12 protein-coding genes are annotated in these 14,477 nt (G+C 73.9%); 10 read left to right on the forward strand and 2 right to left on the reverse strand.

The annotated features are described in order from the left end of the window. The first annotated feature begins 36 nt into the window (after window positions 1-36). From E4U91_RS02870 to E4U91_RS02895, 6 genes are read left to right on the forward strand one after another with little or no spacing between them, the layout of a single operon-like run. On the forward strand, window positions 37-1,554 hold the full coding sequence (locus tag E4U91_RS02870; protein ID WP_137305053.1) for an ATP-binding protein: 1,518 nt from the start codon (window positions 37-39) through the stop codon (window positions 1,552-1,554). Next, entirely contained in the window at window positions 1,551-1,973 is a 423-nt protein-coding gene (locus E4U91_RS02875; RefSeq protein WP_067228206.1) for a roadblock/LC7 domain-containing protein, read from the forward strand. Before E4U91_RS02870 ends, E4U91_RS02875 begins: the two co-directional genes overlap by 4 nt. Further along, window positions 1,970-2,329, forward strand: a complete 360-nt coding sequence (locus tag E4U91_RS02880) for a DUF742 domain-containing protein (RefSeq protein ID WP_137305054.1) — start codon at window positions 1,970-1,972, stop codon at window positions 2,327-2,329. The genes E4U91_RS02875 and E4U91_RS02880 overlap by 4 nt, the downstream gene beginning before the upstream one ends. Next, window positions 2,304-2,924 carry a GTP-binding protein gene (locus tag E4U91_RS02885; protein WP_137305055.1) on the forward strand — a complete coding sequence of 207 codons (621 nt, stop codon included), beginning with the start codon at window positions 2,304-2,306 and terminating at the stop codon, window positions 2,922-2,924. Before E4U91_RS02880 ends, E4U91_RS02885 begins: the two co-directional genes overlap by 26 nt. Beyond that, window positions 2,921-4,159 (forward strand): cytochrome P450 family protein, encoded by a 1,239-nt coding sequence (locus E4U91_RS02890; RefSeq protein WP_137305056.1) that lies wholly within the window; start codon window positions 2,921-2,923, stop codon window positions 4,157-4,159. Before E4U91_RS02885 ends, E4U91_RS02890 begins: the two co-directional genes overlap by 4 nt. Further along, the gene (locus tag E4U91_RS02895) at window positions 4,156-5,373 is read left to right on the forward strand and encodes a cytochrome P450 family protein (RefSeq protein WP_137305057.1); all 1,218 of its coding nucleotides are present in this window, start codon (window positions 4,156-4,158) and stop codon (window positions 5,371-5,373) included. Before E4U91_RS02890 ends, E4U91_RS02895 begins: the two co-directional genes overlap by 4 nt. A gap of 129 nt (window positions 5,374-5,502) precedes the next feature. Here E4U91_RS02895 and E4U91_RS02900 read toward each other — a convergent pair whose 3' ends face one another. After that, window positions 5,503-7,014: a helix-turn-helix domain-containing protein gene (locus E4U91_RS02900; protein WP_137305058.1), complete on the reverse strand. Its 1,512-nt coding sequence runs from the start codon at window positions 7,012-7,014 to the stop codon at window positions 5,503-5,505. A gap of 144 nt (window positions 7,015-7,158) precedes the next feature. Between E4U91_RS02900 and E4U91_RS02905 the strand changes: the two genes are divergently transcribed. From E4U91_RS02905 to E4U91_RS02915, 3 genes are all read left to right on the forward strand, one after another. Beyond that, window positions 7,159-7,779 carry an L-threonylcarbamoyladenylate synthase gene (locus tag E4U91_RS02905; RefSeq protein WP_168218059.1) on the forward strand — a complete coding sequence of 207 codons (621 nt, stop codon included), beginning with the start codon at window positions 7,159-7,161 and terminating at the stop codon, window positions 7,777-7,779. Window positions 7,780-7,902: 123 nt separating this feature from the next. Beyond that, a complete protein-coding gene (locus E4U91_RS02910) occupies window positions 7,903-8,667 on the forward strand; it encodes a dienelactone hydrolase family protein (RefSeq protein WP_137305059.1) in 765 nt (254 codons plus the stop codon). A gap of 215 nt (window positions 8,668-8,882) precedes the next feature. Then, window positions 8,883-10,043, forward strand: a complete 1,161-nt coding sequence (locus tag E4U91_RS02915; protein ID WP_241678495.1) for a glycoside hydrolase family 64 protein — start codon at window positions 8,883-8,885, stop codon at window positions 10,041-10,043. 75 nt (window positions 10,044-10,118) lie between these two features. On the opposite strand, the gene E4U91_RS02920 is transcribed toward E4U91_RS02915, so the two are convergent. Then, window positions 10,119-12,521, reverse strand: a complete 2,403-nt coding sequence (locus E4U91_RS02920; RefSeq protein WP_137305061.1) for a M4 family metallopeptidase — start codon at window positions 12,519-12,521, stop codon at window positions 10,119-10,121. 362 nt (window positions 12,522-12,883) lie between these two features. Here E4U91_RS02920 and E4U91_RS02925 point away from each other — a divergent pair, with 362 nt between their 5' ends. Then, on the forward strand, window positions 12,884-14,389 hold the full coding sequence (locus E4U91_RS02925) for a metallophosphoesterase family protein (protein WP_137305062.1): 1,506 nt from the start codon (window positions 12,884-12,886) through the stop codon (window positions 14,387-14,389). The last annotated feature ends 88 nt before the right edge of the window (window positions 14,390-14,477 follow it).

A 14,477-nucleotide genomic window follows, 5' to 3' on the forward strand; every position in this document is an offset into this window, starting at 1 on the left:
GAACGCCGACCGCCCCGATCCCCTGGAACCGCATCGATGACCGCTCTACCGGATCTGGCCGCCGGCGGCCTCGCCCTCGGCACCCTGTCCGCGTTCGCCCTCGGGGGCCAACTGGTGCGGCTGCGGCGCCGGGACGCCCGCCGGCGCGCCGAGATCGCGGCGCTGCGCACCCAACTCGACGGCTCTCTGCGGGCGTTCACCTCGGAGGTCGAGCATTTGGCCGCGCGCCGGGTGCCCGCCGCTGCCGGGCAGGTGACCCACCGGCACCTCGATGTGCCGGGCCCGCTGCAGCCGTTGACCGCCGACACCCCGCTGGGGCGGGCGCTGGACGACGTCCTGGTGGCCGTGCAGAGCGAGGTGGCCGCCCAGCGCACCCGGGTGGACGCCGCCGCCCAGGCGGGCATGCGCGGGGCCACCCGGGAGATCCAGGCGGCGCTGTACCGGCTCCAGGACGCCCTGCGCCAACTGCAACAGCGCTATGACGACCCCGAGTTGGCGCAGACCCTGTTCGCGCTCGACCACGAGAACGAGCAGTCCCTGCGGCGCGCACAGGTCGCCGCCGTGGTGTGCGGGGCCTGGGTGGGCCTCGCCCGCGAGGAGTCCCACCTGGTCGACGCGGTCACCGGCGGCCAGGCCCGGCTCGCGGGCTACCACCGGGTCACCGTGCACAACCACCTGGAACCCGGCACGGCCCTCGTCTCGCACGCGGTGGAACCGGTCGCCATCATCGTCGCCGAGCTGCTGGACAACGCGCTGCGGCACTCCGCCCCGGACACCGACGTCGTGGTCAGCCTGGAGCACGTCCACCACGGCGTGTGCGTGACCATCGACGACGCGGGCCTCGGCATGACCGAGGACGAGCGCCGGCGCGCCCAGCGCCTGGTGGCCGGCGACGACCCGATCCTGCTCACCGACCTGGGCGATCCGCCGCGCATGGGCCTGGCCGCGATCGGCCGGCTGACCCGGCAGTTCGACCTGCGGGTCGACGTCTCCTCCGCCTCCCCGTACGGCGGCGTCCGGGCCGTCCTGCGGGTCGGCAGCCACCTCCTCAGCCGCCTCGACCCGGACGAGAAGCCGCCCGCGGCGAGCGCCCCGCGCACCACCCGGCGGCCCGCCCCGGCCCGGCCGGCCGCACCGGCCCCGGGCTCGGACTCGGGCTCGGGCTCGGGACCAACGCCGGTCCCGGTCCCTGCCCCCGCTCCGGCCCACGGCTACGACGCCGAGCGCACCGAGTCGGGGGCGGCCGGGCACCAGGGTGCCGCCGTCGAGGACGGGCTGCCTCGGCGACGTCGCCGTACCGCCTCCGCCGCGCCCCGGCCGGTCGCCGCAGAGATCCGTCCGCCGCGCCGTCCGGAGGACGCCGCGGCCGCGCTCGGCGCGCTCCAGGCGGGCACCGCGGCCGCCCGGTCCGCCGCGCCCGACCCCGCGGAGCAGCCCGACGACGGGACGCCCGAGCAGGGCGGCAGGGGCGCCGGACCCGCCGACCACGACCCGCGCGCCGACCGCAGCGCAGCGCACGAACCGACCGACCACGAAGGGGGAGCGGCTCGATGACCAGCCGCAACACGGGCGACACGGCCTGGGTCCTGGAGCCGATCCTCCAGGTGCCGCACGTCCTGGCCGCCGTCATGCTGACCCGCGACGGGCTGGTGACCGGCCACACCGACGCGCTGTCGCAGGCGTCGGCCGAGCGGGTGGCCGCGATCACCAGCACCGTGCAGGGCGCCTGCCGGACCGCGGCGGCCGCGTTCGCCGACGCCGAGCGGGCCGAGGTGCGGCAGGTGGTCGTCGAGTCCGACCTCGGCTACGTGCTGATCGTGCCCACCGACCACGGCACCTGTGTGGCCGCCTACGGCGACGGCGAGGTCCGCCTGGACCTGCTGGCGCACCGGGTGCACTCGCAGGTGGCGCGGCTCGGCGAGAAGGCCATGGCGGCCGCGGTCCGGGGAGCCGACGACGACGCGACGGCATGACCGGCCGCCCGGCCGGACGTCCCCTGGTGCCCGCGTACCTGTCGACCGGCGGGGTGGCCCGGCCGAGCCGCCCCCAGCTGGAGCGGCTGTCGGTGCTCACCCGCGGTGACGCGCCGGTGCCCGCCGGGCTGCCCGCCGCCGCACTCGCCCTGCTGGACGTCCTGGAGGGCGGCGCGCTGGCCCTCGTGGAGGCGGCGGCCCTGCTGCGGCTGCCGGTCTCCGCGGTCCGGGTCCTCGCCGCCGACCTGGCCGACCGGGACCTGCTCCTCGCCCGTGCGCCGATCCCGCCCGCCGACCGCTTCGCACCCGACCTGCTGAAGAGAGTGGCCGATGGCCTCCGCGCCCTCAAGCACTAGCGCCTCCCCCGCCGACGGCATCCACCTGCCCGACACGGCCCGCGACCTGGTGAAGATCCTGGTCGCGGGGCCGTTCGGGGTGGGCAAGACGACCCTGATCGACTCGGTGTCGGAGATCCGGCCGCTGCACACCGAGGAACACTTGAGCGAGGCGTCCGCGGGCGTGGACGACCTGGCCGGGGTGCGGGACAAGACGACCACGACGGTCGCGATCGACTTCGGCCGGGTGAGCCTGGCGGGCGGGGTGGTGCTGTACCTGTTCGGCACGCCGGGCCAGGAGCGGTTCCGCTCGCTGTGGGACGACATCGCCTACGGCGCGCTCGGCGCGCTGGTGCTGGTCGACAGCCGCCGGATCGACGCGTCGTTCGACGTGCTGGGGCTGGTCGAGGAGAGCGGACTGCCGTACGCGGTGGCGTTCAACGCCTTCCCCGACGCACCCCGCCACTACGGCGAGGCGCAGCTGCGCCGGGCGCTGGACCTGGAGCCGGGCACCCCGATGGTGACGTGCGACGCGCGGGACGCGAACTCCTCCGTCGACGCGCTGCTCGCCCTGGTGGACCATCTGATCGCCACGCAGGAGGCGGTGTCCCGGTGACCGCGTACCCCCCGGACCGGCACGACTTCTCCCGCTCGGCCCCCGTACGGCTGTGGGAGGACGGGTTCGCCGCGGACCCGCACCGCTACTACGCGGCGCTGCGCGCCCAGGGCCCGATCGGCTGGGCCGAACTGGCGCCCGGCGTCCCGGCGTACGTCGTGACCGAGCGGCGGGCGGCGCTGGAGGTGCTGCGCGACACCGAGCGGTTCTCGCACGACCCGCGCGCCTGGGAGGAGACGGTACCGGCGGACTCGCCGGTGCTGGGCATGATGCGGTGGCGGCCCAACGCCCTGTTCGCCGACGGCGGTGCGCACGTGCGCTACCGCACCACGCTGCTCGACGTGTTCGACCTGCTCGAGCCGCACGACCTGCGGGCGCGGGTGCACCGGGCGGTGCGGCTGCTGGTGGGCCGGATCGGGCCGCGCGGCGAGGCGGACCTGGTCGCGGACTTCTCGCGGCCGCTGATGGCACTGGTCTTCAACGACCTGTTCGGGATGCCGGTGAGCGCCGGCGACCGCCTCGACGCGACGCTCGGCCGGATGATGGAGGGCGGCGCGGGAGCGGCGGAGGGCGAGGCGGAGTACGCCCGGTACGTGCTGGAGCTGATCGCCGCCAAGGCCGAGCGGCGCGGCGACGACCTGCCGAGCCGGCTCCTCGACCACCCGGCGGGGCTCACCCCCGAGGAGGTCACCTGGCAGGTGTTCCTCACCCTCGGCGCCGGCTACGAGCCGACGGCGAACCTGGTGTCCAACACGCTGTCGCGGATCCTCGGCAACCCGGTCTACTACTCGACGCTGACCAGCGGGGCCCGGCCGGTCATGGACGCGGTGGTGGAGGTGCTCCACCACGAGACGCCGCTGACCAACTACGGCATCTACTACGCCCGTGAGCCCGTCGCCTGCCACGGGGTGTGGCTGCGCGACGCGGTGCCGGTGGTGGTGTCGTTCGGCGCGCTCACGTCCTTCGCGGAGCAGGCGGACACCGGCGGGCGGCACCCGGGGGACGCCTCCCACCTGTCCTGGGGCGCGGGCCCGCACGCCTGTCCCGTCAAGCAGCACACGCTGCTCATCGTCACCGAGGCGATCGAGCAGCTCACCCAGTGGCTGCCCGACCTGGACCCGGTGCTGCCGCGCGAACGCCTCGGCTGGCGGCCCGGTCCGTTCCACCGGTCGCTGACCGCCCTGCCCGTCCGCTTCACCCCCCGCTCCCCCGACCACCCTGGAGTTGAGTCGTGACCGTCACCGACCGCATCGCCCTCGACCCGTTCGGGGCCGACATCCCCGCCGAGAGCGCCCGGTTACGGGCGCTCGGCCCGATCGTCCCCGTGGAGCTGCCCGGCGGCATCCCGGCGTGGGCGCCGACCGGCCACGCCGTCCTGAAGGAGCTGATCCTCGACCCGCGGGTCAGCAAGGACCCCCGCCGGCACTGGCGGCTGTGGCCCGAGATCGGCGACCACCCGTCCTGGGGCTGGATCCTCGGCTGGGTGGGCGTGGTCAACATGCTCTCCACGTACGGCACGGACCACGCGCGGCTGCGCAAGCTGGTCGCGCCGAGCTTCACGCACCGGCGCACCGAGGCGCTGCGCGAGCGGGTCGAGGTGATCACCGCCGAGCTGCTGGACGGGCTCGCGGCGGGCGGGGACGAGGCCGACCTGAAGGCCGCCTTCGCGCACCCGCTGCCGATGCGGATCATCTGCGAACTGTTCGGCGTGCCCGAGGGGATGCGGGACGCCACCGCGCGGCTCATCGCGGCCATCATGGACACCTCCGACCCGAGCCCGGAGCACGCGGCGTTCGTGCAGGGGCAGATCGGCACCGTGCTGGGCGGCCTGGTCGCGCACAAGCAGGAGCACCCCGGCGACGACATGACGACCGAGCTGATCCGGGTGCGCGACGAGGACGGCGACCGGCTGAGCGCCGAGGAACTGGTCCACACGCTGCTGCTGGTCATCGGCGCCGGGTTCGAGACGACCGTGAACCTCATCGGCAACGCCGTGGTGGCGCTGCTGCGCCGGCCCGAGCAGCTGGCGGCGGTCCGGCGCGGCGCGCTCACCTGGGACGCGGTCGTGGAGGAGACGCTGCGGGTGCACCCGTCGATCGCCTCGCTGCCGCTGCGGTTCGCCGTCACCGACCTGACGGTGGGCGACGTGACGGTCCCGGCCGGGGACGCGATCATCACCACGTACGCCGCCGCGGGCCTGGACCCGGCGCACCACGGCCCGGACGCGGACGTCTTCGACGCGGCGCGCGGCGCGGACGACCACTTGGCGTTCGGGATCGGCGTGCACCGCTGCATCGGCGCCCCGCTGGCCCGGATGGAGGCGCTGACCGCGCTGCCCGCCCTGTTCGAGCGGTTCCCGGGCCTGCGCCTGGCCGGCGGGGAGCTGACGCAGGTGCCGTCGTTCATCGCGTTCGGCTGGCAGGAGATCCCGGTCCGGCTGCACGGCTGACCCGGTACGGCGGCGGGGGGCCCGACCGGTCCCCCGTTCCGGTCGCGGCGCCCCCGCGGCGGTTCGAACTTACGTGCTCCGCGGCGGGCTTGTGAACCGTGTCCGTGCCCGTTCGGCGGCCGGCGGGACTCACCGGTGCACGGGTGCGCCCGGAAGGTCCGGTTGTGTCCGGGGCAGGGCGGGCACGGCCAGGTCGCGGGCGGCCAGGTGGGCGAGGACGACCTCGTACAGGTCGCTGCCCGAGGCCAGGAGCTGGCGTTCCAGGACGGGTTCGGCGCCGCGCACGTGGTCGCGCACGGTCTGGGCGTGCACCCCGAGGCGTCCGGCGGCGCGTTCGGCGTTGCCGTCGGCGGCGATCCAGGCGCGCAGGGTGCGGCGCAGGTCACGGGCGTCGCCGTCGAGACGGCCGAGCAGGTCGTGCGCCCAGGTGCGCAGCGCGGGTCCGGCCAGGAGGTCGCCGAGGCGGGCGGCGTCCGCGCCGTCGGCGGCGGGGGCCGGGGCGTCGTCCGTGCGGGCCATGTGCGCGGTGAGCGCCAGGTGGACGGCGGCGCGGACGGTCAGGTCGGAGAAGTCGGCGTGCAGCAGGCCCTCGACGCGGTCCATGCGGGCCCGCACGGTGTTGCGGCTGACGCCGAGCACCTTCGCGGCGCTGATCGCGGTGAACTCCAGGCCCAGCCGGGTGGTGGCGAGGAGTTCGGCGCGGGTGTGGTGCGCCAGCGTGTCCAGCGGGCGCAGCAGCCGGGCGGTCCAGGCGCGCAGGGCCGCGGGGTCCATCAGGCGCTCGGGGTGCGTGCGTTCGGCGTGGACCGCCGCCCGGCCGGGGCGGAAGCGGGCGACGGCGAGGGCGCTGACGGCCTGTCCGTAGGCAGTGGCGGTGCGGGCGAGGCCCTGCCGGGCGCTGCCCCCGAGGTACGTGCCGGGGCGCCGCCGCAGCAGCGCCCGCAGCCGGGCGCCCGCCGCGTCGTGCGGGGCGACGACGATGACGTGCGCGTCGACGGCGGGGCAGCGCACCACCAGGGCCCGCTCCCCGGTCGCCGTACGGCACTCCTCGGCGAGCCGGTCGCGGTCGCCGGGGCCGGTCTCCATGACGTACACGCAGGCGGTGTCGGTGTCGAGGAGGCCGGGCCAGAATCCGGCGGCGACGCGGCGGGCCGCGACGACGTCCTCGACCATCAGCAGCTGGAGGACGGCCAGCCGCAGGTCGGCGGTGGCGCGTTCGAGGCGGTGCCCGGCGGCGGCGGTCTCCCGGGCGCGCAGCAGGAGTTCGAGGACGGTGGCGGTGCGGGTGACGACGTCGGAGGCCCGCCGGTCGAACGGGGCGGTGCGGGCGAGGGCGAGGACCCCGGCGGAGGCGGGCGGCGGGAGCGCCACCCGGACCAGCCGGACGTGCCGGCGGCCGTCCTGCGCGGCGGCGGAGGCGAGGCGGCCTACGGCGATGTCCGCGAGGAGGCGGCGCTCCAGGGGCAGCGCGGTGCCGGCCAGGACCGTGCCGGTGTCGTCGTAGAGGCAGACGGCGGCGCCGGTCGCGGCGGCGAGCCAGTCGACGACCGGGCCGACGTCGGCGCCGGGGCGCAGGTGGTCGAGGAGCTGCTCCGCCCAGGCGGCGTCCGTGGGGCGGGGTGCGTCGTCCCGGCCGGCCATGTGGGTCCCGCTCCTCGTCGCGTCGTGCGGTCCGGCGTCCCGAACCCGTCATATCGGTCGGCGACGTTACCCCAGGACCGGCCGCGGGCGCCCGTGCCGGGGTGGCCGCGCGCCCCGGCAGGGGTGACCGCATAAGCTCGACGGATGGCGAAGTACTACGACGTGCACCCCGACAACCCCCAGCCGCGGACCATCGCCCAGGTCGCGGCCGCCATCCGGGACGACGCGCTCATCGCGTACCCGACGGACTCCTGCTACGCACTGGGCTGCCGGCTGGGCAGCCGGGACGGGATCGAGCGGATCCGGAGCATCCGCCACCTCGACGACCGGCACCACTTCACGCTGGTCTGCCAGGACTTCGCACAGCTCGGCCAGTTCGTGCGGATCGACAACGACGTGTTCCGGGCCGTCAAGGCGTCCACGCCCGGCAGTTACACCTTCATCCTCCCGGCGACGAAGGAGGTGCCGCGGATGCTCCAGCACCCGAAGAAGAAGACCGTGGGCGTGCGCATCCCGGACCACGTCGTCACCCAGGCGCTGCTGGCGGAGCTGGGCGAGCCGCTGCTGTCCAGCACGCTGCTGCTGCCGGGCGAGGAGGAGCCGATGACCCAGGGCTGGGAGATCAAGGACCGGCTCGACCACGTGGTGGACGGCGTGCTGGACTCCGGCGAGTGCGGCACCGAACCGACGACGGTCGTCGACTTCTCCAGCGGGGAGGCCGAGATCGTGCGGCGCGGAGCGGGGGACCCCGCACGGTTCGAGTGAGCTCCAGCAGGGGGCGCGCGGACCGATGAGTGGTACGTGCAACCATGTCGGGGCGCGCCCGCCCGCGCCGGGCGGGCGCCCGTCCCACCGTGACCACCGTGACCACCGCAGAGAGGCACCCCCATGACCTCCCCCCAGGGAATTAAGGGAACCGACGTCGACGTCCGGACCGGGGACGGCGTCGCCGACGCGTACTTCGTGCACCCCGACGGGCCAGGTCCGCACCCGGGCGTGCTGCTGTACCAGGACGCGTTCGGGCTGCGCCCGCACCTGAGGTCGATGGCCGACCGGCTCGCCGGCGAGGGCTACGCCGTGCTGGTGCCGAACGTGTTCTACCGGCACGGGCGCAGCCCCGTCTTCGACCTGCCCGGGTTCATCGACCCGGAGGCCCGTCCGGAGATCTGGCAGGCGATCGGTCCGGTCATGCAGGCGCTGACGCCGGAGCTCGTCGTGCGGGACGCGGACGCGTACCTGCGCCGGCTGGAGGAGGACCCGCTGGTCGCCGACGGCCCGGTGGCCGTGACGGGGTACTGCATGGGCGCCCGGCTGGCTCTCTACACGGCGGGCGCCCACCCCGGCCGGGTCGCGGCGATGGCCGGCTTCCACGGCGGCCGGCTGGCGACGGACGCGCCGGACAGCCCGCACCTGGTCGCCGACCGGGTCACCGCCGAGGTGTACTTCGGCCACGCGGACGCCGACGCCTCGATGCCGCCCGAGCAGCAGCGGCGGCTGGAGGAGGCGCTGACCGCGGCCGGCGTCCGCCACCGCTGCGAGGTGTATCCCGGGGCCCACCACGGCTACACCCAGGCCGACACCTCGGCGTACGACAAGGACGGCGACGACCGGCACTGGGCGGCCCTGCTGGACCTGCTCGCCCGCACCTTCTGAGGGAACGCCTCCCTCCACGAGCGCTCGCGGCCCACTCGCCGCGGGCGCTTCTTCACGTCTTGAACATTGACATGGCCACAACTGAGCGCAACTCTGAGAGCGCTCTCAAAACAGGTACGGACCAGTCCCCACCGGTCCGTCCTTCGGACCAACCCCACAGGTCTCCCGCACGGAGGTGGAGAGTGCTCAGAGGTCTCAGGCACCGACTCGCGGCGGTGGCCGGAGCAACCGCTCTGGTCGGCGCGCTGCTCTCGCTGGGACACCCGGCCCAGGCCGCGGTCCCGGACACCATTCCCTTGAAGATCACCAACAACTCGGGACGCGGCGACGCCGTGTACGTCTACACCCTCGGCACCCTGCTCAGCACGGGCCAGCAGGGCTGGGCGGACGCGAGCGGCACGTTCCACCCGTGGCCGGCGGGCAGCGTACCGCCCGTGCCGGCCCCGGACGCGTCCATCCCGGGACCGGCCGCGGGCCAGTCCAAGACGATCCGCATCCCCAAGTTCTCCGGCCGGATCTACTTCTCCTACGGGCAGAAACTGGTGTTCCAGCTGGCCACGGGCGGGCTGGTGCAGCCGGCCGTGCAGAACCCCAGCGACCCCAACCGCAACATCCTGTTCAACTGGTCGGAGTACACGCTCAACAACGACGGGCTGTGGATCAACAGCACCCAGGTCGACATGTTCTCCGTGCCCTACGCGGTCGGCGTGCAGCGCTCCGACGGCAGCACCGTGAACACCGGCCACCTCAAGTCGGGCGGCTACAACGGCTTCTACAGCGCGCTGCGCGGCCAGCCCGGCGGCTGGGCCAACCTGATCCAGACCCGGTCCGACGGCACCGTGCTGCGGGCCCTCTCCCCCGGCCACGGCCTGGAGACCGGTGCGCTGCCGGCGTCCGTCATGGACGACTACATCAACCGCGTCTGGCAGAAGTACGCAACCTCGACGCTGACGGTCACCCCGTTCGGCAACCAGCCGGGCACCAAGTACTACGGTCGGGTCTCCGGCGGGGTCATGAACTTCACCAACACCTCGGGCGCCGTCGTCACGAGCTTCCAGAAGCCGGACGCGGACAGCGTGTTCGGCTGCCACAAGCTGCTGGACGCCCCCAACGACCAGGTGCGTGGGCCGATCTCCCGCACCCTGTGCGCGGGCTTCAACCGCTCCACGCTGCTGGTCAACCCCAACCAGCCCGACACCACGACCGCGAACTTCTACCAGGACGCGGTGACCAACCACTACGCCCGCAAGATCCACGCCCAGATGGCCGACGGCAAGGCGTACGCGTTCGCCTTCGACGACGTGGGCAACCAGGAGTCGCTGGTCCACGACGGGGCGCCGCAGCAGGCGTACCTGACGCTGGACCCGCTCAACTGACCTCCCGCCCCGCCGACATGACGGAGCCCCACCCCGCAGCATCGCGGGGTGGGGCTCCGTGCCGTACGGGGTCGGTCAGCCGGTCGTCAGGGCGGTGTCGTCCACGACGAAGCTGGTCTGGAGCGAGGAGTCCTCGGCACCCGTGAACTTCAGGGTGACCGTGGAGCCCGCGAACGAGGACAGGTCCAGGGTCTTCAGGGTGTACCCGGTGGCCTTGTTGAGGTTGGAGTAGGTCGCCAGGGTGGTCGAACCGGCGGTCACCGTCAGCTTGTCGTACGCGGTGCTGGTGGTGGTCTCCGCGCTGTCGACGTGCAGGTAGAAGGTCAGCGTCGCCTTGCAGCCGGCCGGGATCGCGACCGACTGGGACAGCGTGTCGGTGTGCGTCGAGCCGTAGCCGTCGAGCCACGCCTTGTACGAACCGCCGTGCGCCGCCTCGCCGGTGTCGTTGGTGATGACCCCGCTGCTGGCCGTCCAGGTGGTGTTGCCCGACTCGAAGCCGGGGTTGCCGAGGAGCTGGGCGGAGGTGCAGGTGCCGCCGCCCCCGCCGGTGCCGACCGTCCAGGTGAAGGACGCGGTGCCGCTGGCGCCGGTGGAGTCCGTCACCGTGACCGTGGTGCTGTAGGTGCCGGCCGTGGTCGGGGTGCCGGAGATGACGCCCGTGGAGCTGTTGATCGACAGGCCGGCGGGCAGACCGCTCGCTGCGTAGGTCAGCGCGCCGCTGTTGGTGCTGCTGGCCGTGATCTTCAGGCTGACCGCGGTGCCGACGGTCGAGGACTGGCTGCCCGGGTTGGTCACCGTGACGCCGCTGCTGGGCGGGGTGATGTGCCCGCCGACGTTGATGCCGGCGAAGGCGTTGCCGACCCCGGCGTACTGGGTGGAGCCCGTGCCGTACAGCGCGGCGGCCGCGTTGAGCGCGGCGGTGCGGGCACTGGCGTAGTTGGTGCTGGACGTCATGTACGAGGTCAGCGCCTTGTACCAGATCTGCAGGGCCGCGGCCCGTCCGATGCCGGTGACGGCGACGCCGTCGGAGGTGGGGCTGTTGTACGTGACGCCGTTGATGGTCTTGCTGCCGCTGCCCTCGGACAGCAGGTAGAACATGTGGTTCGCCGGGCCCGAGGAGTAGTGCACGTCGAGGTTGCCGACGCCCGAGTACCAGCTGTCGGCGGAGCCGCCGTCCTTGCTGGGCTTGTCCATGTAGCGCAGCGGGGTGCCGTCGCCGTTGATGTTGATCTTCTCGCCGATGAGGTAGTCACCGACGTCGGAGGAGTTGTTCGCGTAGAACTCCACGCCGGTGCCGAAGATGTCCGAGGTGGCCTCGTTCAGGCCGCCGGACTCGCCCGAGTAGTTCAGGCCCGCGGTGTTCGAGGTGACGCCGTGGCTCATCTCGTGGCCGGCCACGTCCAGCGAGGTCAGTGCGTGGGTGTTGCTGGTGCCGTCGCCGTAGGTCATGCAGAAGCAGCTGTCGTCCCAGAACGCGTTGACGTAGCCGCTGCTGTAGTGGACGCGCGAGTAGGCGGCGACGCCGTCGTTGCGGATGCCGCTGCGCCCGAAGGTGTTCTTGTAGAAGTCCCAGGTCTCCTGGGCGCCGTAGGCCGCGTCCGCGCCCGCGGTCTGGGTGTTGGAGCCGGACCCGTTGCCCCAGACGTCGTCGGCGTCGGTCATCAGGGTGCCGGTGCCGGAGGTGCCGCCGCCCAGCGAGTACGTCTTGTGGCCGCCGCGCGTGGTGTCGTACAGCTGGTACGTCGAACCCGACAGGGTCGTGTTCAGGCTGACGGAGCCGCTGTACTGGGTGTTGCCGGTGCCGGTCTTGACGTCCTGGAAGCGGAACAGCTCCGCGCCGGTGGTCGCGTCGGTGACGACGTGCAGGCGGCTCGGTGTGCCGTCGTCCTGGAGGCCGGTGACGACCGTCTCCCAGGCGAGCCGGGGCGTGCCGCTGCCCGCCCAGATCACCTTGCGGGCGCTGTCGGCGGCGGGCCGCTGCGCGTCGAGCGAGCGCGCGGCCGTGAGCGCCTTCGCCTCGGCCGCGGACTTGGAGTAGGTGGCCGTGGTGGAGGCGACCTTCACCGTGCGGCGGTTGTTGTTGAAGGTCGTGGAGACCGTGCCGGCGGCCTGGGAGGCCGGGGGCGTGTGCACGACGAGGTCGCCGCCGAGGACCGGCAGCCCTGCGTAGGTGCGCTCGTAGCGGGTGTGGACGGTGCCGTCGTTGTCCTTGACGACGTCCTTGACGACGAGCTTCTCCTGAGCGCCGAGGCCCAGGCCCTGCGCGGTCCTCGCCGTGTCCGCCTGAGCGCTCTTGACGAGCGCCGCGTGCTGGGCGGGGGTGAGGTCGGCGGGCAGGCCGCCGGCGCGCAGGGGGCTGGGGTGGGGGGCCGCGGGCTGGGCGGACGCCGGGGCCGACTGGAGGCCGACGGCGAGGAGAGCTGCGGTGGAGAGCAGGGCTGCTCCGACCGCGGTCCGCTTGCGGGGAATGCGTCTCACTCGTACTCCTACTGCGGCGGCCGCGGGGCGCGGCCGGTGACAGACCGGGCAGCCGGGTGTGCTGTCCGGGACGAGCTGACCTGTGCGGGTCCGTCCCTGGGTGCAGGGAACGCGCCGCGCGGTGCGGCAGTTCGGAGGGAGGATGACAGCCTTGACAGTTCCATGTCAGTCCGGCGCCACCGGATCAAGGGTTATCCCTCTGCGGGAGCCCCGATACCGAGGGGACGTCTCTGCGTCCGCTCTGCGGCAGCTCTGAGTCCGCTGTGCGCACCGACGGGCCGTGCGCGCGCCGCCCGCGGCCGCCGACTCCCGTGCCCCGCCCCGCCGTTCCGCACCCGCGTGATCGTTGTTACGGTGCACCGGTGTCCGATTCCTCACGCGATACCGCGGCGGGTGCCGGCTGGGGCGACGCCGAACGGGGCGTCTACCGGCACCTCGTGCCGGAGCGGGTCGAGAAGATCTCCTGGCTCAATCCGCGCCTGCTGTGGGCCGCGCGCAACGGTGTGCTGGCCTCCTGGTTCGGCGATCCCACGGGCCGCACCCGCGACCGGTGGGTGGCGCAGCGCGCGGCGGCCGGGGCGCCCGCCGACAAGGTGATCCGCCGGGACGACCCCGACCGCTTCTCCTTCATGGTGCTCGGCGACACGGGTGAGGGGGACGAGCCCCAGTACGCCGTCATACCCGGACTCCTGACGGTCGGTCAGGGAACGGCGTTCGCGGTCGTCGCCAGTGACGTCATCTACCCGGTGGGCAGCGCCGACGACTACGACACCAAGTTCTTCCGGCCGTACCGGGACTACCCCGCGCCGATCTACGCCGTCCCCGGCAACCACGACTGGTACGAGGGCCTCGGCGCATTCATGCGGGTGTTCTGCGACGACGCCCCGCCGCTGCCCGCCGAGCCCGCGCCGCGCCCACCCGGCCGGGCGTGGCTGCGCCACCTGCTGTGGCACCGGCCCCGCCCCGGCGACGGCCGGCGCCTCGACGCGGCCCGCGCGCAGCGTTCCGCGCCCGGCCAACGGGCCGTGCAGCCGGGGCCGTACTGGGCGATCGACGCGGGTCCCGTGCGGATCGTGGGCATCGACACCGGTCTGCTCGGCACGCTCGACGCCGCGCAGGGCGCCTGGCTGCGCGAGGTCTCCCGGGACCCGCGCCCGAAGATCCTCGTCACCGGCTCACCGCTGTACGTGGACGGTGAGCACCACCCCTGCGAGATCGAGGGCGGCGGCACCGTCGACGAGATCGTCCGCGACCCCGCGCACCGCTACGTGCTCGCGATCGGCGGTGACATCCACAACTACCAGCGCTACCCGGTGCGGTTGGCGGACGGCCGCACGCTCCAGTACGTCGTCGCGGGCGGCGGCGGCGCGTTCACCCACGCCACGCACACCATCCCCCGGGTCGACGTCGCCGGGGTCGGCGAGGACGACTTCCGCTGCTACCCGCTGCGCGGCGACTCCCTGGCGTTCTACAGCCGCCTCTACGGCCGTCGGCTGCACCTGCGCCGCTTCTTCACGCTCACCGAGGACGAGGGTGCCGCGGTGATCGCGCGGCGGCTGGGCGTCGAACCCGCCCGTGCCCCGGCGCCCGGGACCCGGGTCACCTGGCGCACCCGGCTGGTGGCGAGCCTGCTGGGCGCGGGCCGGCGCCCCGACCGCCGGGCCCGGTTCCGGCTGCCGGTGCGCAAGATCTACACACAGCTGTTCTCACCCGGCTCTGCGACCTACAGCCCGCCGTTCTTCAAGTGCTTCCTGCGCCTGGACGTCTCCCCCGAGGCGGTCCGGCTGCGCTGCCACGCCGCGACGGGCAACCGTGCCCAGGAGATCGACCCGCCGGTGGAGGACGAGGTGCTGATCCCGCTGGTCTGACGGCCGTGTCCCGGGGCCCGCCGCCGCGTTCGGCCCCGGGGCCCGGCGGGCCCGTCCGCACGCTTCACACCGCCGTCATGATCGGAAC

This window comes from Streptomyces lasalocidi, assembly GCF_005280215.1.
Lineage (GTDB): Bacteria > Actinomycetota > Actinomycetes > Streptomycetales > Streptomycetaceae > Streptomyces > Streptomyces longwoodensis.

Excerpts from the sequence above, each read along its gene's own strand:
- E4U91_RS02870 (WP_137305053.1), top strand. The coding sequence starts at position 37 with ATGACCGCTCTACCGGATCTGGCCGCCGGCGGCCTCGCCCTCGGCACC.
- E4U91_RS02875 (WP_067228206.1), top strand. The coding sequence starts at position 1,551 with ATGACCAGCCGCAACACGGGCGACACGGCCTGGGTCCTGGAGCCGATC.
- E4U91_RS02880 (WP_137305054.1), top strand. The coding sequence starts at position 1,970 with ATGACCGGCCGCCCGGCCGGACGTCCCCTGGTGCCCGCGTACCTGTCG.
- E4U91_RS02885 (WP_137305055.1), top strand. The coding sequence starts at position 2,304 with ATGGCCTCCGCGCCCTCAAGCACTAGCGCCTCCCCCGCCGACGGCATC.
- E4U91_RS02900 (WP_137305058.1), bottom strand. The coding sequence starts at position 7,014 with ATGGCCGGCCGGGACGACGCACCCCGCCCCACGGACGCCGCCTGGGCG.
- E4U91_RS02905 (WP_168218059.1), top strand. The coding sequence starts at position 7,159 with ATGGCGAAGTACTACGACGTGCACCCCGACAACCCCCAGCCGCGGACC.
- E4U91_RS02910 (WP_137305059.1), top strand. The coding sequence starts at position 7,903 with ATGACCTCCCCCCAGGGAATTAAGGGAACCGACGTCGACGTCCGGACC.